Source organism: Peribacillus sp. FSL P2-0133 (genome assembly GCF_037975445.1).
GTDB lineage: Bacteria > Bacillota > Bacilli > Bacillales > DSM-1321 > Peribacillus > Peribacillus simplex_E.
The window spans coordinates 3149282-3174321 of sequence record NZ_CP150254.1; the positions used below are offsets into that span (position 1 = coordinate 3149282).

General features: G+C 39.9%; 25 protein-coding genes. 4 read left to right on the forward strand and 21 right to left on the reverse strand.

Annotation, left to right across the window (positions count from 1 at the left end):
- Positions 1-276 precede the first annotated feature (276 nt).
- From MKY17_RS15015 to MKY17_RS15060, 10 genes are all read right to left on the reverse strand, one after another.
- Positions 277-405: a hypothetical protein gene (locus MKY17_RS15015; RefSeq protein WP_260398137.1), complete on the reverse strand. Its 129-nt coding sequence runs from the start codon at positions 403-405 to the stop codon at positions 277-279.
- A 110-nt stretch (positions 406-515) separates the two neighbouring features.
- Positions 516-965 carry a nucleoside 2-deoxyribosyltransferase gene (locus tag MKY17_RS15020; RefSeq protein WP_311624969.1) on the reverse strand — a complete coding sequence of 150 codons (450 nt, stop codon included), beginning with the start codon at positions 963-965 and terminating at the stop codon, positions 516-518.
- A gap of 300 nt (positions 966-1265) precedes the next feature.
- Positions 1266-1586, reverse strand: coding sequence for a hypothetical protein (locus MKY17_RS15025; protein ID WP_076369562.1), 321 nt, complete (start codon positions 1584-1586; stop codon positions 1266-1268).
- Positions 1587-1689: 103 nt separating this feature from the next.
- A complete protein-coding gene (locus MKY17_RS15030; RefSeq protein WP_098369527.1) occupies positions 1690-1971 on the reverse strand; it encodes a DUF4190 domain-containing protein in 282 nt (93 codons plus the stop codon).
- A gap of 671 nt (positions 1972-2642) precedes the next feature.
- The gene (locus tag MKY17_RS15035; protein ID WP_098369524.1) at positions 2643-3293 is read right to left on the reverse strand and encodes an amino acid ABC transporter permease; all 651 of its coding nucleotides are present in this window, start codon (positions 3291-3293) and stop codon (positions 2643-2645) included.
- Between the two features lie 14 nt (positions 3294-3307).
- Positions 3308-3946 (reverse strand): amino acid ABC transporter permease, encoded by a 639-nt coding sequence (locus MKY17_RS15040; RefSeq protein WP_098369523.1) that lies wholly within the window; start codon positions 3944-3946, stop codon positions 3308-3310.
- Between the two features lie 106 nt (positions 3947-4052).
- Positions 4053-4880: a transporter substrate-binding domain-containing protein gene (locus MKY17_RS15045; protein ID WP_098369522.1), complete on the reverse strand. Its 828-nt coding sequence runs from the start codon at positions 4878-4880 to the stop codon at positions 4053-4055.
- A 22-nt stretch (positions 4881-4902) separates the two neighbouring features.
- Positions 4903-5631 carry an amino acid ABC transporter ATP-binding protein gene (locus tag MKY17_RS15050; RefSeq protein WP_098369521.1) on the reverse strand — a complete coding sequence of 243 codons (729 nt, stop codon included), beginning with the start codon at positions 5629-5631 and terminating at the stop codon, positions 4903-4905.
- A 442-nt stretch (positions 5632-6073) separates the two neighbouring features.
- Positions 6074-6484, reverse strand: coding sequence for a hypothetical protein (locus MKY17_RS15055; RefSeq protein WP_098369520.1), 411 nt, complete (start codon positions 6482-6484; stop codon positions 6074-6076).
- A gap of 274 nt (positions 6485-6758) precedes the next feature.
- Entirely contained in the window at positions 6759-7661 is a 903-nt protein-coding gene (locus tag MKY17_RS15060) for an AEC family transporter (RefSeq protein WP_098369519.1), read from the reverse strand.
- 257 nt (positions 7662-7918) lie between these two features.
- On the opposite strand from MKY17_RS15060, the gene MKY17_RS15065 reads away from it, so the two are divergent.
- The 3 genes from MKY17_RS15065 (at position 7919) to MKY17_RS15075 (ending at position 11366) form a co-directional block, all read left to right on the forward strand.
- Positions 7919-8371: a nucleoside deaminase gene (locus MKY17_RS15065; protein WP_286176869.1), complete on the forward strand. Its 453-nt coding sequence runs from the start codon at positions 7919-7921 to the stop codon at positions 8369-8371.
- 32 nt (positions 8372-8403) lie between these two features.
- Positions 8404-10161 carry an adenine deaminase gene (ade, locus tag MKY17_RS15070; RefSeq protein WP_098369517.1) on the forward strand — a complete coding sequence of 586 codons (1758 nt, stop codon included), beginning with the start codon at positions 8404-8406 and terminating at the stop codon, positions 10159-10161.
- Positions 10162-10307: 146 nt separating this feature from the next.
- Positions 10308-11366 (forward strand): lactonase family protein, encoded by a 1059-nt coding sequence (locus MKY17_RS15075; RefSeq protein ID WP_098369516.1) that lies wholly within the window; start codon positions 10308-10310, stop codon positions 11364-11366.
- A 61-nt stretch (positions 11367-11427) separates the two neighbouring features.
- Here MKY17_RS15075 and MKY17_RS15080 read toward each other — a convergent pair whose 3' ends face one another.
- From MKY17_RS15080 to MKY17_RS15100, 5 genes are all read right to left on the reverse strand, one after another.
- A complete protein-coding gene (locus tag MKY17_RS15080; protein ID WP_098369515.1) occupies positions 11428-12225 on the reverse strand; it encodes an endonuclease in 798 nt (265 codons plus the stop codon).
- Between the two features lie 93 nt (positions 12226-12318).
- Positions 12319-12933 (reverse strand): CoA pyrophosphatase, encoded by a 615-nt coding sequence (locus tag MKY17_RS15085; RefSeq protein ID WP_098369514.1) that lies wholly within the window; start codon positions 12931-12933, stop codon positions 12319-12321.
- 324 nt (positions 12934-13257) lie between these two features.
- Positions 13258-14598, reverse strand: coding sequence for an aspartate aminotransferase family protein (locus tag MKY17_RS15090; RefSeq protein WP_098369513.1), 1341 nt, complete (start codon positions 14596-14598; stop codon positions 13258-13260).
- Positions 14599-14669: 71 nt separating this feature from the next.
- The gene (locus tag MKY17_RS15095; RefSeq protein WP_098369512.1) at positions 14670-16127 is read right to left on the reverse strand and encodes a CoA-acylating methylmalonate-semialdehyde dehydrogenase; all 1458 of its coding nucleotides are present in this window, start codon (positions 16125-16127) and stop codon (positions 14670-14672) included.
- Between the two features lie 219 nt (positions 16128-16346).
- Positions 16347-16895, reverse strand: a complete 549-nt coding sequence (locus MKY17_RS15100) for a GNAT family protein (RefSeq protein WP_098369511.1) — start codon at positions 16893-16895, stop codon at positions 16347-16349.
- Positions 16896-17630: 735 nt separating this feature from the next.
- On the opposite strand from MKY17_RS15100, the gene MKY17_RS15105 reads away from it, so the two are divergent.
- Positions 17631-17831, forward strand: coding sequence for a cold-shock protein (locus tag MKY17_RS15105; RefSeq protein ID WP_029714163.1), 201 nt, complete (start codon positions 17631-17633; stop codon positions 17829-17831).
- A gap of 221 nt (positions 17832-18052) precedes the next feature.
- Here MKY17_RS15105 and MKY17_RS15110 read toward each other — a convergent pair whose 3' ends face one another.
- The 6 genes from MKY17_RS15110 to MKY17_RS15135 form a co-directional block, all read right to left on the reverse strand.
- A complete protein-coding gene (locus MKY17_RS15110) occupies positions 18053-18907 on the reverse strand; it encodes a crotonase/enoyl-CoA hydratase family protein (protein WP_218925100.1) in 855 nt (284 codons plus the stop codon).
- Between the two features lie 214 nt (positions 18908-19121).
- Positions 19122-20081 (reverse strand): oligopeptide/dipeptide ABC transporter ATP-binding protein, encoded by a 960-nt coding sequence (locus MKY17_RS15115; RefSeq protein WP_098369640.1) that lies wholly within the window; start codon positions 20079-20081, stop codon positions 19122-19124.
- Between the two features lie 46 nt (positions 20082-20127).
- Entirely contained in the window at positions 20128-21141 is a 1014-nt protein-coding gene (locus MKY17_RS15120; protein WP_098369510.1) for an ABC transporter ATP-binding protein, read from the reverse strand.
- 49 nt (positions 21142-21190) lie between these two features.
- Positions 21191-22120: an ABC transporter permease gene (locus tag MKY17_RS15125; RefSeq protein ID WP_053535169.1), complete on the reverse strand. Its 930-nt coding sequence runs from the start codon at positions 22118-22120 to the stop codon at positions 21191-21193.
- Positions 22120-23049, reverse strand: a complete 930-nt coding sequence (locus MKY17_RS15130; protein ID WP_034311122.1) for an ABC transporter permease — start codon at positions 23047-23049, stop codon at positions 22120-22122. Before MKY17_RS15130 ends, MKY17_RS15125 begins: the two co-directional genes overlap by 1 nt.
- Before the next feature lie 133 nt (positions 23050-23182).
- Positions 23183-24817 (reverse strand): peptide ABC transporter substrate-binding protein, encoded by a 1635-nt coding sequence (locus MKY17_RS15135; protein WP_260398136.1) that lies wholly within the window; start codon positions 24815-24817, stop codon positions 23183-23185.
- Positions 24818-25040: the final 223 nt, after the last annotated feature.

Genomic DNA, 25040 nt, shown 5'->3' on the forward strand with positions numbered 1-25040 from the left:
TATAATTTATACATCAACAGCTAATCATAATCGCATTGTCATTACATACAAGGAGGTAATACAAATGTACGATGAAATTCTCTTAACATCCATTAAAGCAATTTTTGTAATTGGTACCATCGCGATGTTTGTGATTTTAGGATTCGTAAAAGGACGCCGTTTTTAACTTTATCTAAAATATTCTCACTTGCCTGATTACATGTATTATTTTCATACCGGTAATCAGGTTATTTTTCACTCAGAAAAAAAGCATATCCTCTCTGGGCATGCTTTTCCTTACCAATTCCAATAATCCGTTTTATCTAAAAGTTGATCGATGTCAAATGTATCAAGATGGAATGGAACTGACTCTTCTGCAATCGCTTCAGTGGCTGACAATAATTGGTCGATATCAATAATGGCCAAAACAGTCCTCTCCCTTTTTTAATGGTCTTTACCCTCATTTTTAATACATTAAACACTTCGTTCAAAAGAAATTTTATTTGAGGGTTTCCTTTAAATTTTACATTTGACATTCATTTTAGATGCAGTGAGTCTTTTTCAGATCCTTCCGGAGAAAGCGTATGTATCAATTTAACCAGCTTATAAAAGGTCCCGCTACAGATTGTAACCTCGGGCAGATTATGAAATATTGATTTTTTATTAATATGATAATTGTCTTTCTCTGGTGAATACACAATAATTTTCTTATTTAAAGATAAAGCATATCCAAGCTCATATAGATTGCCTTTTCCTGCTGTTAGGAAGATCAGCATGAAGTCGGCTTCCTCAATCCCCTTTTTTTCATATTCTCCAATGTCGTCCGTTATTTGGTTTTTCTCATCATTCGTAATTAAATTCAAGTCATTCACACAAGTAAACCCTTTTGAAGTCAATTTCTTGATCAATGACCTTACTTGCTTCATATTTTTTTCGTCTGATGCTATATAATATTTCACACATACACCTCCAAAATATATAACTATTGATACTTTTTACCTATGTTACCTATACTATACATATTCGTTATAAAGAACGCAATATCCTTTACCCAAAAATAAAAAATAATTAAAAGGATTCAAGCGAAACAAAAAACCATCATTCCTTTTACAGGTAATGATGGTTTTTCAAGTATGCAGTGGAATCATTTTCACCTTCGACTTCAGCTAACTCAAAAAATAGTAAACCATATACTCATTTTGGTTTGACATTCCGGGTTATAAAATGTTCATTGAATGTAAAAAAATACAAAATAAAAACCTTGTCCCCTAATCGGCAAGGTTTTTTTATTTTTCATATGTGATATTTTCTATTTCAATCCTGAAGGGTGCAGCCTCACAAATATTAATTCCCCTATCCAGATTCACCTTTTCCATTTCACTTGCATCCGGGATTGTTTTTTTATCGTGAATAAAATGTTCGACCATGGCTTCCAACAGTTCTTGAGCACAAGCTAAGGCATCTACCCGATTCCTACCGCTAACGGAAGAAATAATACCTTCTCGCCTAAAATCCGGGAAACAAACTTGAACGGAAAAAGAATCGATAATCAACGGGTGCTTTTCATAATAGAATACGGCTGGATACTCAAAGATTTGAATGGTCAAAATATCATCCCTTCATACAATATTCAGGTTTTTAAATTAATTATAACATGAATTTCCATTTTTTATAGGTTTAATTTACTTTTCTTTGTTTGTCAAGTTACATTCAATAGGTTGTTATGTCCGTACTAACTGCGAAATAAAAAAACACCAGGAAGATCAGGATCACGACAACATTCAAGATTATTCCAATAATGCTGCACACTTTTCCAGCTGTCACTAATCCATTTCCAGATTCACCAGTAAGCTTAATTTCTTGTTTACTCTTCGATGCAAATATTAAACCTAGAATACCTAATATGATTCCTATGAATGGAATTAACAGCGATAATACCCCCATGATCAATGCTACAATCGCTTTGCTATTGCTTTGTTTGATTTCCGACATATATTCCACCTTCTTTCTTCCTTTATATATACGGTTAATAAAAGCAAAAGATTCATTTTTTTGTGTACTCATTCATCTCTAATATTCCAAGCTATCCTGCCGGTTAATTCATCATGCACCTGGTCGGATTCATACATGTAAAAAACCCTCTATCTGAATCGTTTGAGACTATAGACAAATTCGAAGAATGCCTGTTTGCCTTTAGTTTTTCTAAAAAACGTTCCAGTTGATTTCAAATATCCGCTCCCTTTCCGCCGACTGTCTGCCAAGCCTCTAGCAGGGTCTTGGCTAGCCAGCAATTCGGCAGGAGTGTCGCAAACTTCTTCAATCTTTTGAGGTTTCATCCCATATAAATGAGAAAAAATCATGGTAATCATTCCTATGGAAAATCGTGACAGGAAATCAGGATGAGACCATCCTACAGTTTTTTATTAAAACATTCCAGTTGATTGGAACGGCAGCTACGAGACTCCTGAAGGCAAAGCGCGCCCAAGGGAGACCCGCAAAGTGCGTCAAGGGCGGAAAGCGAGTTCCCTACGTTCAAATTATACAAACCATTGTAAAAATACATGAGGATATCCAAGCCTTATTTTATAACCATGGTCCGAGGTGAGATCAATCAACCACCTTTTGTAGACAAGTAGAAAACGACTCATTTCTGAGTCGTTTTCTTAGGTTCGTTTCAATTCAAGTCTCTGGGCTACCAAAGAAAGACAATAGTTAACAATGAAATACATGAGAGCCACCAGGATCAAAATAGGTATTAAGTACTTTTGACTTTGTCCATATATGATTTGGCCATGATGAGTCAGTTCCGGTAAAGAGATAACAACAGCTAAAGAGGTATCCTTTAATAATGAAATGAATTGGCTGACAATAGGAGGAACCATGCGGCGCAGCGCTTGGGGCAGAATAATATGTATCAATGCCTGTGTATAGCTCAAGCCTGATGAACGGGCAGCTTCCATTTGGCCTTTATCAATCGATTTAAGCCCACTTCGAATGACTTCAGAAAGCATGGCAGACTCGAAAATTGTCAAGGCAACAATGGCTGCCGGAATGATTTCCAGTTTAATTCGCACCTCCGGCAAAGCAAAATACGTAAAAAATATAATTAATAACAGCGGTAAATTACGTACCGTTTCTACAATCAGAGCTAATATTTGTGATAACACCGGCACCTTTGCGTAACGGATTATACCTACAAGCCCGCCAATAATGAAACTTAGAATAATGGATATAAAAGCTACCTGGAGCGTTACCCAAAATCCTTCTAATAAAAACTTTAGATTATCTGGTGTATAGGCACCTGCAAAATCCATATCATATACCTCCCTCAATTACTCCTAGCCAGACGTTTTTCCAAATAACCAACGCCAAAACTTAAAGGAATGGTAAGTATTAAGTAAAACGCTGCAACGAAAATGTACACATCAAACACGACAAATGTCCTTGAAGAAATCAAATCCCCGTGGTACATAAGATCAAGTCCTGCAACGACGGCTAAAATGGAAGAATTTTTAACTAGATTGATAAATTGGTTCCCTAAAGGAGGTATGACTATTTTAACGGCCTGTGGCAATATGACGAGCCTCATTGCCTGCCCATATGTCAGACCTGATGAACGGGCAGCTTCCATTTGACCCTTTGGCACGGAAAGTATGCCCGCTCGAATTGCCTCAGCTATGAAAGATGAAGTGTAAATGGTCAAGGCCAATGTCCCTGCGTATAGACCGCTTAGTTTAAGACCGAGAAAGAAGAAAAAGGTAATGATCAATAACGGTATATTCCGAATGAACTCGACATAGGCGGTACCCAGCCAGTTTAGTGGCTTTATCGGCGCAATCCGCATGATAGCAATTAGCACACCAAGAATCAAACTCGCTACCAACGCGATCAAACTCGACATGATCGTATTTCTAAAGCCTAATAAATACATATCTAGGTTCTCTGTTAAAATGGAGAAATCAAGCACGGCGTACACTCCTTTAACTAGTAAGGATGAGCAAAACGCTCATCCTCATAGACAAATGTTCAAATGTTATTTAAGGTCAGCTTCCCTTATACATTTGCTAAATTGTTTAATGTTTAATCCATTTATCATGGATTTCATCGTACTTGCCTGAATCTTTAAGTGACTTAAGGGCTTTATTCAACTCGTCAACAAAGTCAGCATTTCCTTTTTTCACGGCAATCCCATAAGGCTCTTCCGTAAATGTACCGCCAACAAGTTCATAACTTGGATCTTCATCCGCCATTCCATAAAGGATGGAATCATCTGTGGTCAAGGCATCCCCTTGTCCGGATTTAAGTGCAGCGAACGCTTCGGAATAGTTTTCAAATTCAAGAACTTGTGCTTCAGGAGCTTTTTCACGGATATTTATGGAAGAAGTAGAGCCCTTGACGGCCAATACCTTTTTCCCTTTTAAGCTATCAATCCCCTTAATATCGCTGCCTTTTTTGACTAACAAAGATTGTCCGGCGTCGAAGTAAACATCAGTGAAGTCAACTTCTTTTTTACGATCTTCCGTGATCGTCATGGTCGCTACAATCGCATCGATATCACCATTATTCAATAAGGCCATCCTTGTCTTAGAAGTCACTTCTTTAAATTCAACTTTATTCTCATCACCAAGGATTTCTGCTGCAAGAGCTTTGGCGATATCAATATCAAAGCCTTCTACATCTCCAGTTTTAGGATTTTTCAGTCCGAATAGCCTTGTATCATTTTTCACCCCAAAAACGATCTTATCCTTTTCCTTCACTTGTGCGAGAACATCTTTTTCTTTGTCTTTTCCTCCACCCTCTTCAGCCTTGTCTGAATCATTCCCCCCGCCGCATCCAGCTAATAAGATGACAGCCAGTAATGATAGCAAAGATAATTTTAACCATTTCTTTTTCTTCAACATTCAATTCACCCCTGTTTTTTATTTAATGATTTAATATACGGCTAAGGAATAAACGAGCCCTCTCTTCACGAGGATTGGCGTAAAACTCAGCCGGTGATGCCTCTTCCAATACCCTGCCTTCGTCCATGAATACGATTCGATCCGCTACTTCACGGGCAAATCCCATTTCGTGCGTAACCACCACCATCGTCATTCCTTCATGGGCAAGGGCTTTCATCACATCCAGTACCTCGCCGATCATTTCTGGATCCAAGGCTGAGGTAGGTTCATCAAATAGCATGATTTCGGGCCCCATTGCCAAACCTCTGGCAATCGCTACCCGTTGTTGCTGTCCACCTGAAAGCTGGGAAGGAAATGAATTCGCTTTATCTCCAATCCCCACTTTGTCCAAATACTTTAGTGCAATCTTTTTCGCTTCCTCTTCGGATTGTCCTAAAACCTTCCTGGGTGCAAGCATGATATTCTCGATCACGGTTTTATGAGGATACAAGTGAAAATGCTGGAAAACCATACCGATATTCCGACGGAGTTTGTTTATGTCCGTTTTTTTATCCGCTACATTTGAACCATTTATGGAAAGGGAACCTTCCGAAATGGTCTCTAGACGATTAATGCATCGAAGCAATGTACTTTTCCCTGATCCGGACGGTCCGATGACCACTACCACTTCCCCCTTCTTAATTGTAAGATTAATCTCTTTCAATACATGGAAATCGCCATAAAACTTATTCACTCGGTCAAAAACTATCATAATTAGCCCCCCGCCCATAATCAATCTTCCAAAGCTGAAAATTTATAATAATCAGAATTATAAAAGCGTAATATAGCATTCTCCTAACTCAATCAAATTTTATGTATAATCCTTTCTTCCAATATTATTTCCCAATATTTCGAGAGTTATAGTAAAACGACCATTTTTATTGTTATTTTAAACTAGTAATTTAAATAATATATTCAATATTCACACTTTTTATTATATAAAATTTTTCTTAAAATTACCATATAAACTTTAATTTGTTAAAAATGATATCATATTCCATGATATTATTGCTATATTTCATAAAACTGATAAGTAAAAACTGTTTACCCCCAACCCATTCCCTCTTTTTGTAAAAAATCATTTATTTCCCGTAAGCACAACAAGCTTTTGTAAATCAGCACGAAAAAAAAGACAGCATTTGCTGTCTTTTTCATCATTCCTTTAACGCATCTTCAAATGGCGCTGAATATAAACCTCTTGGCGCCAGCATATCCGTATCCGATTCACGGATTTCCCCACCGAGAGTATATGGACCTGCTGGAAAATAATCAAACATTTCACTTGCCTTATGTATGATCAAGAAATAATCGAATAAATCATCCATAAGCTCCTGATGTTCATCTATTTTCATGATTTCCCCACATTCATCAATTTCAAAGTTTTCATTGATCGCATCTTGAAGTTCCTCGTTATTTGAATACGCGATATAAAAATCGACATCCCCGCACTCCATGCATAGCAAGAGTTTTTCTTCTAGGGCTTCTTCATAGGTTTTCAGAACGATTTCCTTTAAAATGGCATCAATCTTTCCAGTATTAATCAGTTTAATTTTAGTCTGGAACACAAAATCCCTCCAATCAAATACAGCATTTAAAAAAGTAAACGCCAGTTAAACAAGCTCACCCTTTAATATAAATGAATTGTTGAAGATCTTTTCCCAATCAACATATAAATCCAAGTCCCTAAGTTCGTTTACTAACAACTATGGAAACCTAGCCCAAGTTTTGGTCATCAAGGGCAATACATGCAATCTGTCCGAATCCCGTTTTTTAATCAGCTAGGAATCCTCTGCTTCGTGCATATAATAAGTTTGCCCATATAATTAGAATCATAATCTTCTATAATACAATGAAAAAGATGATCGGAAGCGTAATCAGGCTTAATGATGTACTTATGAAAGTAGCACTTGATACGAATTCAGGCTCCGTATTGAATTGGAGCGCATACATCGTAGTGTTGGCCGCCGTTGGCATGGCAGCTACGATGACCATAATATGCCTGACCATGTCACCCACTGGTAAGGCAAGTGATAACAGGAAGGCAATGGCTGGTGAAACGGCAAGTTTAAGAAGCAGAGAAACTGATAGCTTTCGATAGGCAATCTTTTTCAGGGAAATGTTGGCCAGCTGCATTCCCAGTGTAATCATGATTGTTGGGATCGCTGCATTTGCAACAAGGTTAATAGCTTCCATAACCGAATTGCTTAAAGGTATGTTCACGAACTGAAATACTGTACCCGCAATGGCTCCATAAACAATTGGCATCCGGCATACTGCTTTAATCGCTGTTTGAACTCCGTTACCTTCCGGGCTGCCCTTTGCTGCGAAATAAATGCCTATCGTGCACATCACTAACTGCTGTCCCACCATAAGGATGATTGCATAATCGAGTCCTGCGGCTCCAAATAACAGGAAAATTACGGGTGTTCCGTAATTCCCGTTATTCATGAATGCCGATGCCAATATCATGCCGCTTGTTTCAGTGACTGTATAATTGCGGAAAAAAGATATGATGTAGACTACCAGAATGAGAGAAAGACAAAGTACTATCGTGAATAAGAATAGATAAAAATAATTAATCGTAAATTCTGCGGAATAAAAAGTTCGGAATACAAGAAAAGGTGACATTAAATATAATGCCATCGTGGAAATCGATTTTGTATCAAGTTTAAACTTTTTCTGACCGATGAAACCTAAAACAAATATACCGAATATCGGTAAAAGAACTCCCAAAAACCCCATGCATATCACCTTCATAATTCTAATGATTTTCTTCTAACAATATCAGTTTTATAATTATTTGTAAAAATTCTTTTAACCCACTTTTGATTGCACGTCATATTCTAACGTAAAATGAATTTTCTTTATTTTCAGAAAACAATGCTCCATTTCCCAATGCATATGGTATATTGTTTATTATATTTACGTTAATAAACGTAACATCAACACTTTTTGGTTATTAATATATGAAGGGGTGTTTTTTAGTGGATGTAAAATTCATGGAGATGGCTGTTCGGCTTGCATATGAAAATGTTGTGGCAAAGAACGGGGGACCTTTTGGTGCTATAATCGTTAAAGATGGCAAAGTCGTAGGCAGAGGATGTAATAATGTGACAACGGCCAACGATCCTACAGCTCACGCCGAAGTGCAGGCGATCCGTGATGCATGCAGGAATCTCGACAGCTTCCAGCTTACAGATTGTGAAATTTACACTAGCTGCGAACCTTGCCCCATGTGCATCGGTGCTATTTATTGGGCACGTCCAAAAGCCATTTATTACGCATGTACTAAAGAAGACGCTGCACTTATTGGCTTTGATGATCACTTTATATACCAAGAACTTGCCCTGCCAATGGAAAAGCGCACGATAAAAATGGAACAACTGACTTTTAATGACCACGAATTACCATTCCGAACATGGGAAACCAATACTGAAAAAGTGAAATATTAACCGGTTATATTTTTGCCAAAGGGGTTACGCATATGAATAAAAACTTGCTTAAAAGGAGAATAGACGTTGCTGCAGGGAGAACGCCTGCGGATTGCGTCATTAAGAACGGACAAATCATAGATGTTTTCAATGGTGATATCTATACAGGCGACATTGCTATCGTCGATGGTTTTTTTGCTGGAATTGGGCGTTATGAGGGTATTTCAGAAATAGATGCAACAGGAAAATTCGTATGCCCTACATTCATTGATGGCCATGTCCATATTGAATCTTCGATGGTAAGGCCATCGGAACTCGCAAAAATCCTCCTTTTACATGGTGTGACCAGCATTATTGCAGACCCTCATGAAATTGCCAATGTTTCTGGCAAAATGGGCATGGAATATATGATTGATCAATCCGATCAACTTCCTTTTGACTTTTACTTCATGATGCCTTCTTGTGTACCTGCTACTGAGTTTGAACATTCTGGTGCTGTCTTAAGAAGTGAAGATTTAATGCCGTTTTATCAGAACCCGAGAGTGCTCGGTTTAGCCGAAGTCATGAATTTCCCGGCCGTTTCACATACGGAGGAGGATATGCTGCAAAAAATATACGATGCTAATAGACTAGGCAAAAGCATCGATGGCCATGCGGCAGGATTATCCGAACAACAGCTCGATGTTTATATGTGTGCAGGCATTAAAACGGATCATGAATGCACTACAGCGGAAGAGGCAAAAGAAAGACTGCGTAAAGGAATGTATCTTATGATCAGGGAAGGCACCGTTGCCAAAGACTTAAAAAACCTGATTCCAGTTATTAATGAGAAGAACTCCCGCCGTTGTTTATTCGTCACCGATGACCGGCACCTTGACGATATTGTATCTGAGGGTAGTATCGATCACAACGTTCGACTTTCCATAAAAACAGGTGTCCCGCCAATAACCGCCATTCAAATGGCGACCATTAATGCAGCTGAATGTTTTGGCTTAAAGGAAACTGGTGCCATAGCACCTGGATACAAGGCAGACTTTCTTATATTGGATGATCTTGATTCAGTCATCATCCACTCGGTCTTTAAAGAGGGAAAGCTTATCGTTCAAAATAATCGTTTACTTAACTTTCCACCTGAAAAGGAACAGGTCATTGACGACGGGTTGAAGCACTCCGTTCAATTTCATGAAATAACGGAAGGTGATTTGGCGATACCTTTTAAAAATAAGTTCGCTAATATTATTGAGATAACTCCAAACAGCTTGATTACAAAGCATTCGATTGAACCGGTTACACTTAATCAGGATGGGCTATTCCGGTTCTCCAAACATGTTGATCATATAAAACTTGCTGTAATTGAACGGCATCATATGACCAAACAAGTAGGTCTAGGAATCGTCAAAGGGCTCGGTTTGAATTCAGGTGCAATTGCCACGACAGTAGCCCATGATTCACATAATTTGATCATTGCCGGGACGAATGATCAAGATATGCTTATGGCAGCAAATGAAATCAAAAAAATGCAGGGCGGATTGACCGTAATCCAAAATGGGGAAATACTCGCTTCACTTCCCCTTCCGATAGCTGGATTGATGAGTGAATGGAATTATATGGATGTAGTCCGTTCATTGAAAAAAATCGATGGAGCCCTATTGAAACTGGGTGCCAACAGGCATTTCAACCCTTTCCTTACACTTGCATTCTTGGCGTTGCCTGTCATCCCTGAAATTAAACTGACGGATCAGGGTTTATTTTCAGTTTCTGAGTTTAGGCATATTCCTATCGAAGCATCAAAGCCAGTCGATAAAATTTAACCCCCTAGTCGGGGTTTTTTTCTTCTCACCCCAGTAATTTCTAAATGAATCAGGTTCCAACTCGACTTAAACCGGGAAAAGGATATTATGGGTATCATCTATGTTAAAATAAAATTAAACACAAATCTTTCTTGGAGGAGATAAATATGGCAAAACATGATCAACAAACCATAATTGGATACATAGGCACTTACACAAAAGGAAACAGCAAAGGTATTTACCGCTTCACTTTAGATACAGCAGAAGGAAAACTCAGTACACCGGTTCTTGCAGCAGAATTAACCGATCCAACTTATATCGCCATCAGCCAGGACAAGAAGAATCTCTACGCCATTTTAAAAGAAGCGGGCAGCGGTGGAGTTTCAGCCTATTCGATCAATGAAGAATCAGGTGAGCTTACCTTCTTGGGCAAACAACTGACACCAAATGGCTCTTCCTGCCATATAAGTGTCGACAGCAAGAAACAGGTCTTGGTCACTTCCAGTTATGGAGAAGGCGTGATTGAATCATATCCGCTTCTTGACGATGCGACCCCTTTGCCCGTGTCATCCACTGTTCAGCATAAGGGTCAAGGACCGAATGAAGAACGTCAGGAAAAAGCGCACACTCACTTCGCCGGGTTCACACCGGATGAAAGGTTCATTGCTGTAGTCGACCTAGGAATAGATAAAGTAAAAACCTATAAAATAGATAATGGGGTTTTGGAAGAAGTAAACAGCTTATCTGTTGCTCCCGGCAGCGGACCACGGCATTTGACCTTCCACCCAAACGGAAAATTTGCGTATGTTATGGCAGAGCTTGTACCTGAAGTCATTGTTTTGAGCTTCGATAGTCAAACCGGAAGCTTTTCTGAAGTACAAACAGTTCGGTCCGTTCCGGAAGATTTCAAGGAAAATAACCAAGGAAGCGCCATCCATATTTCTGATGACGGGCAATTCATATATGCCGCAAATCGCGGACATGATAGTATTGCCGTTTACCAAATCAATCAAGAAACTGGCAAACTGGCATTCGTTGAACTGGTTTCTACCGAAGGACATTGGCCACGTGATTTTTCATTGGATCCTAGCGGAAAATTCCTAATCGCTTCAAATGAACAATCAGGAAACCTGACACTATATTCCCGGAATGAACATGACGGTAAGTTAACTTTATTGCAAAAAGATGTTCAAGTTCCCTTCCCTGTTTGCGTAAAATTCTTATAATCGATAATAAAAAAGGATTGAAGCTTGTACCACAGCTTCAATCCTTTTTTATTATCCTTCTTTAATTCCATTTCTCCGCCATTTCGGGAAAATCTATATATGGGTTACGATTACCCTGCATTTCATGTATAGCCTGGTTTCTATGTTTTTCATAAGTGCTGACCGGAAAAAGCCGATGCCATTCCATAAGCAGCGCCAGGTCAATACTACCGCTATCGATGATGCCCTCATATCTGAGTAAAAAGTATAAAGTAGCCCTCGCCACGATGCCTTTTCCGTATTCAGGCTCGAATTTACCCTCCTCTGATTTCCCGCAACCCGCTTTTATACCGGCAGCCGATTTCTCAGGGATATAATCCTTAAAATCATGGTATGGATAGTTACTCCGGCTACTGTTACAAGTTGGTTCACAGGCGAATAGATGATGCAAATCCCCCCTCATCGGTTCTTTTTTAGCGAACCATGATTGAGGTACGACATGTTCACAATTAACGAGAATGTTCTCCGTATTTGTTGACTCTATGCCTCTTGACACCAATTCTAGTATACGGATATCTTCCTCTATTACTCGTACAGGATCCATACCTTTACCGGAATACAGACTTTTCAACTGGCCATTTTCCTGTAAGTCCACCCAAGGGTAAACATGACGATGTGGTGAGTAGTTCAGCTGGTTTTTATGGGTTGCCACAAGTAGGTCCTTCAATCCTTCCCGGTCCAAGGAACCATCTTTATAGTATGCTAGCTTAAGTTCCTGATCTTTGTTTTCATCATAGTATTCGCGGTTTTCATTGAAGTTCACAAGTGCAGCCATTGCCATTTCCCGTTCTTTTTCAAGTACTTCAAAACTATACTTCATCCACTCATCCCCCCGCTTCTATTAAAACCTAACTTTTACCATAATTTTAGTTTAATAGAAATCCATCGAGAAAAAAAGGTCCTTTAGAAGGGTCTAACGAAGAATTTCAATAAAATGGGTAAGGATTTTCGCCGTCATTCCCCAGATTACCCGTTCATTAAATAAGTAAAAATATTCTTCCATCTGTTTTGGCTGCCATTTATAATTCTCCCCGCCAACGACTAAATCATGGGGGAAGTTGTCATGCGGTTCCACCTTATATTTGACATGATAAATCTCTGGCGGTTTTTCCATGAAAAAGGATAGCGGGACCGTAAAAACGGTTTCTACCTCAGCTGGATTAGGTATTATCCGTTGATGGTTACGAACAAATCCTGCATATGGATAGACAATCATCCCAAATGGAGATACCAAATAATCGATTGGAAAGACATTATCGATATCTTCTTTTCTCAAATTAAGTTCCTCATATGTTTCCCTTAGCGCAGCCGCCTGTTCATCATGGTCCAATTTGTCTATTTTCCCGCCCGGAAAACATATATCCCCCGGCTGCCTTCTCAGTTTGTGTGAACGCTCTTCGAAAAGAACATGAACTCCATCTTCTTTCTCAATAAGCGGTACCAATACAGCATACTTAGAAAAATTTCCACTCCCTAAAATTTCAGGGATATGTAATGTCAGTTTTTTTGTTATATCCTCATTATTCATGTCCCTCACCTCTTCTGCCTGATAGTATTGATTTTCTGCTACTCCTTATCATTCCATTTTCGAACATCCGCTATAACTAAGCAAGGAAAACGATTCCAAAATGTCCCCTAAGTTCGCAATAGAATCCTTTTCCGCTTATTCTTCCTAGATCATTGCCAAAAGCACCGTTCAAATTTCTGAACGGTGCTAAAATTAAACGCAGCAGTCTCGTTTAAAAAGCAAAGTATGGATGCGATCTTTCTTAAATAAATAGTGAGTATCAGCAGGTATATACAGAAACTTGATTAAATGCTGAATTTTCAGTTTTTTACCATCACCTTATTTTCATAGTTCAGCTAACGTTCGCTTTACCGTCGTTATGATGAATGAAAAATCCTCTTCAGTTATACTAAGTGGGGGAGCAAGAGTCAGGACATTATTGAAACCTGCTACTGTATCACCATTTTTACCTATGATCAGCCCCTTTTCTTTGCATGATGCAATCACTTTATTGATTTTGGAAAGTTCGATTGGTTGTTTTGTAAGTTTATCTTCCACTAGTTCAATGCCTACCAATAAACCTTTCCCACGTACATCCCCAACATAGGGATGAGATTTGATTTCTTCAAACTCTTGCAGAAAGCGTAGACCTAACTCCTTAGACCGTTCTATAAGTTTTTCATTTTCATATATTTCAATATTCTTTAAAGCAAGGGCACAGGCAGCCGGATTGCCTCCAAATGTATTTACATGTCGAAAGCGGTCATAAACGTCTGAGCCAATATACGCTTCATAAATTTCACGTTTGACTGCTGTAGCGGATAATGGCAGATAAGCGCTCGTGATTCCTTTAGCCATTGTTACGATGTCTGGTTTTACATCATAGTTCATAAATCCGAATTTCTTACCAGTACGACCAAACCCGCAAATGACCTCATCCGAAATGAGAAGGACACCATTTTTCTCACAAATTTCCTTGACACGTTTCATATAACCATCAGGCGGCATCAAAATTCCGCCCCCAGTGATGATTGGTTCCATGATGACCGCAGCCACCGTTTCGCTCAACTCCCATGTAATGGTACGTTCAATTTCCGCTGCACTTTTTTCACCGCTTTCATCCTCTGGATTCCGGTAAGAATCTGGCGGTGATACATGAAGAAATCCTGGGGCGAGTGGTTCATATTTATATTTTCGCTGCGCCTGCCCGGTAGCTGACAGGGCGCCCATTGAATTCCCATGATAGCCGCGATAACGGGAAATGAATTTATAACGTCCATGTTCACCTTTTTGCTGATGATACTGCCGCGCAATTTTAAAAGCAGTCTCATTCGCTTCTGAACCGCTGTTAGAGAAGAAAATCACATAATCCCCACCAAGCCATTCATTTAATTTCTCTGCTAGCTTAATGGCCGGTATGTGGCTATTCGTTAAAGGGGCATAAGGAAGTTCCTTCAGCTGCTCGTAAGCTGCTTCAGCCAGTTCCGTGCGGCCATAACCAACGTTGACACACCATAAACCTGACATCCCATCCAGGTAACGATTCCCATCAACATCCGTTATCCATGCTCCTTGCCCGTTTTTAATCACCATTGCTTCAGGGCTGGATTCAGCCCCTTTCATATGATGCCATACATATTTACCATCCATCGCTTTAAGATCCTGACCCTGTTTTTCAACCTGCATAAGCTGCACTCCTCCTAAAATAATGTATAAATGAAGGCCGACCACACTTTGTGTCGACCCCCACTTTCCTATCAGTATCTTGCCGTCAACATTTTCTTTCTAGTGTAAAATTCAACGCCGTCTTTCCCATTGGCATGAAGGTCTCCATAAAATGAACTTTTATATCCGGAAAATGGAAAGAATGCCATTGGTGCGGGTACCCCGAGGTTAATACCAAGCATCCCTGCATCAATTTCTTCGCGAAATTCCCGGATGGCTTTTGCACTATCCGTATAGAGGCAGGCACCATTGGCAAATTCAGATTGATTGGTCAATTCAATTGCCTCTTCCAGGGTATTAACCCGAACTATGGATAAGACAGGGGCAAAAATTTCATCCTTCCATATTTTCATATTTGTTTTCACATGATCAAATAATGTCGGTCCAACGAAATAGCCATTTTCCTGATCGCCTTCATTCCTGCCATCACGAAGGAGGACAGCTCCTTCTTTTTCCCCGATTTCAATATATTGTTCTGTTCTCTTTTTATGAGTATCACGGATCACAGGTCCCAGGAAAACGTCCTTATCCATTCCATTTCCAATCTTGATATTATCCGCTGCAGCCTTTAATCTCTCAACAAGCGAATCTCCAACTTCCCCCACCGCAACAACCACTGATGCAGCCATGCAGCGCTCGCCTGCAGATCCGAAAGCGGCATTCGTTATGTTCGTTACCGCATTATCCAAATCCGCATCAGGCATGACGATTGAATGATTTTTCGCTCCTGATAAAGCCTGGACACGTTTTTTATTGGCAGCTGCCGTTTTATATACATACTCTGCGACAGGCTGGGATCCAACAAATGATACCGCTTTAATGTCTTCATGTTCCAAAATCCCATTCACGACATCGTGGGCACCATGGACAATATTGACAACGCCATCCGGAACTCCGGCTTCTGTCAATAATTCCACAAGACGGTTGGCTAAGAGCGGTGTCCGTTCTGAAGGTTTTAAGATAAACGTATTTCCACAAGCAATTGCCAGCGGGAACATCCAACATGGCACCATCATCGGGAAATTAAACGGCGTAATTCCGGCAACGACACCCATTGGATACCGGTACATGCCAGATTCAATGCCTGGGGAAATATCAGGTAGCTGACTTCCCATCATCAAGGTAGGCGCACCTGCTGCGAACTCCACGCATTCAATCCCACGCTGAACCTCACCATATGCTTCTGTATAGCTTTTTCCGTTTTCGATAGTGACCAGCTTTGCAAGCTCATCCCAATGTTCTATCAATAATTGTTGGTAACGGAATAGGAAGCGAGCTCTTTTTGGAACGGCCACCTTTTTCCATTCTTTATAAGCCTTTTTAGCAACCTGCACCGCTTGGTTTACATCTTCCTTTGTTGAAAGGGGAACGATTGCCAATGCTTCTCCTGTTGCCGGATTAGGCACTTGTTCATGTTTCGAAGTTGTGGAATCCACCCATTTTCCACCGATATAATTTTTCAACGTTTCTACATCATTGATTACTGCCATTAATATACCCTCCATTTCAACACGATTTCATAGTTTCATTATATTTTTCAAATCGACTTTTTACATTAGACGTTTTGTATAGTTTTTGATTCAATATTTGCACATATTGTTTGTTTTTGATTTTCCCATATTCATAATAATCATGAACAGAAATTCAGGCTTTCAAAGCCGATGTATATTTCCTTTTATTTTCTCTTTGATCAGCAGGCTTCACAGCCATCATTTTATAATGGAATATAGCTTTAGGTCTTGATGCTTTCCCTTAACAAACATTCCTTTTCTTATGATTCCCTCAAAAGACATGCCAGCCTTTTGCATGACTCGCTCTGAACCCAAATTTTCAACGAAGCACCGTGCTTGTATTCGAACTAGGTTCATATTTTCGAAGCCAAAGGCGATTATCTTTTGAGCTGCCTCCGTCATCAAGCCACTCCCCCAATATTCGGGTGCAAGCACATACCCGATTTCTGCACCATGATGATCAACCTGCCATGTAACAAAATCAATCGTACCAATCAACTTACCACTTTCCTTGTGTTCTATGCCCCATGGAGCAATTTTCTTATCCTCATAATTTTGTAGGATAAATCGGATGAAATCTTTTGTATCACATAGGGAACGATGAGCTTCCCATGTGACGTAACGGGAAACTTCACTGTTGGATGCATAAGCGAACATGTCTTCGGCATCATTCATGGTGACTTTCCTCATAACCAAGCGTTTTGATTCCATAGTAGGCAGCTGTCCATATATGTCTTTCACGTTCATGATTACACCCCATTCCATTTATTACTAGTATTATAGCAAGATGTTAAGCAATCGCTTTCCCCTTTGAAATAATATCGAAACTTACGAATAATTCCAGAAAAAATGATATAAGCGATGTAAAATGGATCCAGACATGGAGCGCCGGAGTGAATGCATTACCCTGTCAACCGGCGTTCATGCGTATCTCATTTCAGAAATGATATCGGGTTAATGCTTGCCTCAACAAAGTAGATAAATATAGTAATCAACAGCTTGCAAAGACTTGGCATCACGCACATAGGAAGGCGTAATCTCGTCATTCAATACGTATTGGTTCACGCGCTTATGGACAAAGATATTGCGGGCGCTGGACTTTGATGTGTTTGAAACGGAGCCACTTCCTGAGAATAGTCCGTTATGGGGGGGTGAACAATGTAATCATCACTCCGCACACATACGGAAATACGGAATTTTACGACCAAAGGCTTAGATATTTTCATGCCGAATTTAATGAACTATCTAAATGGAAAAAACATTCAACAAATTTGCTTGATTACAAAAAAGGGTATCAAGAATTATTCATTGTCTGTGAACATAAATAATCTTCCTTTGTTAGCTTGCAGATTCCGACATTATCTGTTATATTTAAAAAGAATTATTTTTGTTCGGGAAGATTGATAAGTGAAAAACTTTTCGTCTAATGATTGAGCAAGGGTAGTAACACAATGTGTGGATTCACACTAGGAGGCAACAACAATGGAACAAGGTAAAGTAAAATGGTTTAACGCAGAAAAAGGATTTGGCTTCATCGAACGCGAAAACGGAGACGATGTATTCGTACATTTCTCAGCTATCCAAAGCGAAGGATTCAAATCATTAGACGAAGGTCAAGAAGTTACTTTTGAAGTTGAGCAAGGTCAACGTGGACCCCAAGCTACTAACGTTCAAAAAGCGTAATTTTAAATACAATATATAACAGACCCTACTTGTAGGGTCTGTTTTTTTTGATTGAAAAAGCAATCAAAAAAAAACCCTATTCACATGGAATAGGGAACATGAAACAAGTTTAGTAAATGGTAAACTCAGTATAACACACTAGGTATAGAAACCCTAATTTATCCGAAAAGTAAAAATTATCAAGCACTTTCGAAGCCCTGGATTCCCTGATATTACCCCATTCATTTCTTTTCCACTTCATATGTTCGGTCTGTTCCCCATGGATAAAACGGTGGCATATCAGTGCTGCTTTTCATTTTGAATTCGGCTTTCCTTTTTTCGAGGAAAGCTTCAATCCCTTCTAGTGCATCCGCTTGTTTTCCGGTCCAATGAATCATTTTTGATTCTATTTTGTGTGAGTCAACAGGATGGTTTGCACCGAGCATCGTCCACATTAACTGCCGGGATAGCGTCACAGAGACGGAAGATGTATTTTCCGCAATGTCTGTTGCAATTTCCATTGCAGCCGACATCAATTCGTTTGGCTCGACGATCTTATTTACCAACCTTCCCTCATATGCTTCACTGGCTGAAATCATCCTGCCGGTAAAAATCCATTCGGAAGCTTTACCCATTCCGACAAGCCTAGGTAAGAACCAGCCGCTGCATGCCTCCATCGTTATCCCCCGCCTCGCAAATACAAAACCCATTTTTGCATTTGATGAAGCAATTCTAATGTCCATGGGCAAAGTCATTGTTATGCCTATCCCGACTGCCGCTCCATTAATGGCCGCTATCATAGGTTTCTTCATTTCAAAAATCCGTAATGACAACATTCCCCCTGCATCGCGATATTCAACCAAAGGAGTGTGATCCATAAAGGTTTCTGCACCTTTTTCCAAATCCATTCCAGCACAAAAAGCATCCCCAGCGCCAGTTAAAATTACGGCTCGTACGTCATCATTTTCGTCCGCTTCATTAAAAGCGTGAATCATCTCCTCACACATCTTTTCATTGAAAGCATTCATTTTCTCAGGACGATTAAGAGTAACAATCATGACACGATCGACGATTTCACTAGTTATCGTGGAATACAATAACAGTCCCTCCTTCTCTCACAAATTGAAAAAATTCTACAGAAGTTAATTTTTACATATAATTACATATTATATGTTTTATTTTCAGATTCCTAGTAATTTATTTTGACATACTGATAAATAATTTAAATCTTCAGGATAATCGCTCCTATTCTAAAAATATTTTACATAAATGTGTAAAAAAGACCAGTTGCAAATGCAACTGGTTTTTTGTTTACCAATATAAATGACAAGCAACGAAATGCCCTGGTTTTTGTTCTTTCCATTCAGGTACAGCACTTGAGCATATCTCCATCGCTTTAGGGCAGCGAGTTCGGAATACACAGCCGCTCGGCGGATTGATGGGACTTGGTACATCGCCTTTAAGTACGATTCTTTCCCGTTTAATAGTCGGGTCTGGTATCGGCACTGCAGAAAGCAAGGCCTGTGTGTATGGGTGAAGCGGATCTTTCGTTAAAGAATCACTATCCGAAAGTTCCATCATTCTTCCAAGGTACATGACTAAAATGCGATCTGAAATATACTTGACCATTGATAAATCATGAGCGATGAATAAATAAGTCAATCCCATTTCTTTTTGAAGCTCTTTTAATAAGTTGACCACTTGAGCCTGTATCGAAACATCCAAGGCAGAAATTGGTTCATCACAAACGATGAATTTAGGATTTAAAGCCAAAGCCCTTGCAATTCCAATACGCTGGCGTTGTCCACCACTGAATTCATGGGGAAAACGAGTGATATGTTCCGGACTTAAACCAACCAGCTTTAACAGGTCTTCCACCCGTTTTCTTCGCTCTTTACCTTTTGATATCCCATGAATGGCAAGTGGCTCCCCAATCAATTCCTCCACCTTCATCCTTGGGTTCAATGATGCGTAGGGATCTTGGAAAATCATTTGTATTTCACGGCGGATATGTGACATTTCCCCAGGTTTGTAATCGAAAATATTTTTCCCCTGAAAAAGAACTTCTCCATCTGTCGGTTCATAAAGCCGAGTGATGGTACGACCTGCAGTCGATTTACCGCAACCGCTTTCCCCAACAAGACCGACAGTTTCCCCTGGATAGATTTTGAGATCCAAACCATCTACCGCCTTCAGCGATTGAGAACCAATAGGAAAGTACTTCTTCAGATTCTTTATTTCAACAAGAGGAGAATTTTCGTTGTCTGTCATTTCTTTTACGGCCTTATTTTTCAGTGAAACCATTGGTTCTCCTCCTTTATACATTAGTAGGTGCTTGTACCTGTGCTGCCTTTGCCATTGGGTGGTGCAGCCAGCATGCGGCTGTCTGACCTTCTTCCACTACTTCAAGCTCCGGATCATGGTCTTTGCACACTTTCATTGCTGATTCACATCTTGGATAAAATGGGCACCCTTTTGGCGGATCCAATAGATCCGGTGGTGATCCGATAATCGGAACCAACGGGGCCGTTTTTTCCATATCGAGCCTTGGCACCGTTTTAAGCAGACCTCTTGTATATGGATGCTGCGGGTTTGAAAATATAGACTCTACCGTACCCGTCTCAACAACCTTGCCTGCATACATGACGACTACCCGTTCACAAGTTTCCGCAACCACACCTAAATCATGAGTGATTAAAATGATGGAAGTATCCATTCTTCGTTGGATATCTTTCATCAGTTCCAAAATTTGCGCTTGTATCGTTACATCCAATGCAGTTGTAGGTTCATCGGCAATCAGTAATTTCGGTTCACAAGCAAGGGCCATCGCTATCATTGCCCTTTGGCGCATACCACCTGAAAACTCATGCGGATATTGCTGCATCCTTTTTTCTGGCTGTGGAATACCTACCAGTTTCAGTGTTTCCAACGCCCGTTCGTATGCATCATTTCGGGACATGTTTTTATTATGCTTTAAAATGCCTTCCATGATCTGGCTGCCGATTTTTGTCGTTGGATTGAGCGAAGTCATCGGATCCTGGAAAATCATGCTGATTTCATTTCCGCGAATCTTCTGCATTTCCTTTTCACTCATTTTAAGAAGGTCTTTACCGCCAAAGTTTATCGACCCTTTTCCATACTCTGCTGGGGGTGTTTCCAATAATCTCATGATAGATTTCGCTGTAACACTTTTGCCGCATCCGGACTCCCCAACAATCGCAACGGCTTCCCCTTTTTTCACGTCAAAATTCACACCGCGAACCGCTTGCACTTTTCCTGCATAAGTATGGAAGGTGATTTGTAAATTGTTGACTTCTAATAGGTTCTCCATCATCGTCCCTCCTATTCTAGTACTATCACATCATTATGTTAGGACTCATTTATTTCCGTAGTTTTGGATCTAGGGCATCCTGCAATCCGTCACCAGCCACATTGAACGCGAACATCGTTAAGGAAATCAATATTGCCGGGATTAACAGCTGATAGAAATTCCCTACCAGAATGCTTCCCAGTGCATCACTTGTCAATGTTCCCCAGCTTGCCTGAGGTGCCGGAACTCCCAGTCCCAAAAAGCTAAGTGTAGCTTCGGCAAAAATGGCAGTAGGTACAGTCAACGTTAAATTGACAAGGATCGGTCCCATTGTATTTGGAATCATGTGTTTTCTTAAAGTCCAGCTTGTATTGGCTCCAGAGATTGTTGCAGCATGGATATATTCATTCTCTTTCAGTTGTAAAACCTGGCCCCGTACCAGTCGCGCCATCGGAATCCACCCCGTAATCGACATCGCAATGATGATCGGCAGAATACCAGGTTTTAATACGACCATCATTAAGATAACCATCAATAGGTAGGGAATCGCATAGATCACCTCAGCGAAACGCATCATGATATTATCCGTGCGTCCACCGCGAATGGCAGAAATCCCGCCATAAAGGACACCAATTAAAAAGTCGATCAGCGCTGCCATCAATCCAATGAACAAGGATATCCTTGCACCATACCAAGCTCGCGTAAATAGATCCCTTCCTGATGAATCCGTTCCAAACCAATGCTCGCTATTTGGGCTAAGATTCTTTTTCTCGAAATCTTGTCCATAATAAGTATATCCGTTAATGTACGGACCAAAAATCGCCATCAAGACCAAGAGGATTATAAGAACAAATCCAGTCATGGCCAGCTTATTTTCTTTAAATCGACGCCAGACGTCAGACCAATATGAAACTGTAGGTCTTGCTATTTTTTCAGCTTCCTTAAAGTTGCCTTCGGCGGGTTGGAACATATCTTCGGTTAAATGCACTTTATCTGCCATTATTTCTTCTCCCCCGTCACTTTAATTCTAGGATCAATCAACGTATAGGCTATATCAACGATGAATATCAATAGAATAAGCACCGCACTATACACAATTGTGGAACCAAGAATAACCGGGTAGTCTCTGTTGGATATTCCCTTTACGAACATATCTCCCATGCCCGGAATACCAAAAATACGTTCAATGATGAAGCTTCCTGTCACGATATTAGCCGTAAGGATGCCCAGAACCGTGATAATCGGCAATAATGCATTCCGAATCGCATGTTTGATTATGACACCGCTCCGTTTCAATCCTTTGGCCTTTGCTGTCAAAATGTAATCCTGCCCCATTACTTCAAGCATACTTGTCCGCATCAGTCTCGCGATGAAAGCAAGCGGCATCATAGAAAGGGCAATGGATGGTAAAATGGTATGCTGCCATGTTGCCCATGTAGCAACAGGGAATATATTCCATTTAATTGCAAAATAATTGATTAAAATAGTCGCCAGGATAAAGTTAGGAACGGAAATCCCTACGATGGCAATGATCATTGATAAATAGTCGGGCCATTTATTTCTTTTCAGTGATGCCACGACACCCAAAATGAGGCCAAAGAAGATGGCAATCACCAAAGCTTGTGCCCCTAAGTGCAATGACACTGGAAACCCCTTCAAAATGTAATCATTCACGGAAATGGATGAGGATTTCAATGAAGGACCAAAATCAAATTGAACGACTTCCAATAAATAATTCCCATATTGGGTCAACAACGGCTTGTCCAATCCATAGTGGACTTGAAGGTTTTCATAAACAGCAGGAGGCATAGCTCCTTCTTTTGCAAATGGATTTCCCGGAATCGTATGCATTATGATGAACGTTAATGTAATAACAGCCCATAAAGTAATAATCGCCCATTTAAATCGGTTTAATGTATATCTCAACATGGTAATCACCCCAATCATCGATTTTCTAAGAAGTTGAAAACGGAAATGAATTCATGAAATATTCAAATTCGCAATTGAAAAATGGGGTATGTCCTTAATCGGACATACCTCCCATTTCACTATGATCCTTCTATTATTTTTTATCCGCGTAAATAAAGTTCGGATAAGCGTTAATTGGAGCATAAACTCCAGTAACATTCGATTTAACCATATATGGTTTTGTATAGAAGTAAACCGGAAGGATCGGCATTTCGTCAATCATGACTTTCTCTGCTTTATGCAAAGCATCCATGCGTTCTTTTGGATCCATTGTAGATTTTGCTTCTTTTAATAAATTATCATATTCTTTGTTTGACCAACCTGCATCATTATAGGCGCCGTCCGTTTCCCAAAGCATGAATGTCATCGGGTCAACATAGTCACCAACCCATCCTGCACGGGAAATTTCAAAGTCACCAGCTTTTTCACGGTCAAGCTTAACTTGGAATTCTGCATTTTCAAGTGTCACTTCAACACCCAGGTTATCACGCCACATTCCTTGAACCGCTTCAGCAATTTTCTTGTGTGAATCTAAAGTGTTATACAAAATTGAAAACTCAGGTAATTCTTTCATTCCTTCTTCAGCAAGTCCTTCTTTTAACAATTTCTTAGCTTCGGTAACATCTTCCTTAAATAGGTTACCTGTATTTTCCTGGAAATCTCCAGATGCATCAGGAATACCCGGAGGGACTACGCCGAAAGCAGGCTTTTGTCCGCCTTGAGCAACATTTTCGGTGATTTTTTGACGCTCGATAGCCATTGAAAGCGCTTTCCTTACTTTAGCATTATTGAAAGGTTTCACTTCTGTATTAAAGTTGTAATAGTAAACGGCAAGTTCTTTGCCCATTTTGAATTCTTTATCATCAGAATTGACCATTTGACCTTGAATATCCACTGGCAGTGGATAAGCGAGGTCCAATTCGCCACTCTGATACATTTGCCATGCTGTATTTTCATCTTCAATTAGAGCAAAGTTGACCGCATCCAATTTGATTTTATCTTTATCGTAGTAATTTTCATTCTTTTCGATTTTCAGGCTTTCTTTATGTTTCCACTCCGTTAATTTGAACGGACCGTTTGAAACGTGTGTTTTTGCATCCAAAGCCCATTTTGGATTTTCTTCCTGTACCTTTTTATCGATTGGATAGAAAGTATAGAAAGAAGTCAAGTCAAGGAAATATGGTGTAGGCTGTTCCAAAGTAACAACTAATGTATGATCGTCTGTCGCTTTAACGCCTACGTCCTCTTCCTTCCCTTTCTTACTGTTGTAAGCTTCCCCGCCTTTAAGATAATAAAGTTGGTAAGCATAATCAGCAGCTGTTTCCGGTTTCAAAGCGTATTTCCAAGCATATTCGAAATCATTGGCTGTAAGCGGATCTCCATTTGACCATTTCAAACCATCTTTCAATTTGAATGTCCAAGTTAATCCATCCTCACTGATTTCCCATGATTCTGCAGAACCAGGTACGATTTTGCCCTCTTCTGTTTTCTTTGTCAGTCCCTCAAACGTATGTTCAAGGATCCATGATTCATGAGTACCTTGCGCATTGGCAGGGTGAAGCGAACCAGGTTCACTTGAGTTGTTTACGTTTAATACTTTTGATCCGGATGAGTCACCCGAGCCGCCTTCTTTTTCATTCGAAGTTTCCTTCGAACCGCCGTTGCATGCCGCAAGCATAAGCATGATGGCCATAAGAAGAGCAAGCACTGAAAATTTAGACTTTTTCAAAAAATATTCCCCCTCATCTTTAATCTTTCTTAGGATATTCCCATTTAAGAGATTATCCTTCTAGCACCTATTAATCTTCCGTATAGTACATATAATGTCAGCGAGGAAAGTTAGAAGCATTCATTGCAGGAATTCACCAAAACAACTAGCGAACCGTTTGCATAAACCTGTATTTCTCCCTAAAAAACGCATTAATGCAGTTTACTAGTAAAAAATCACCCTC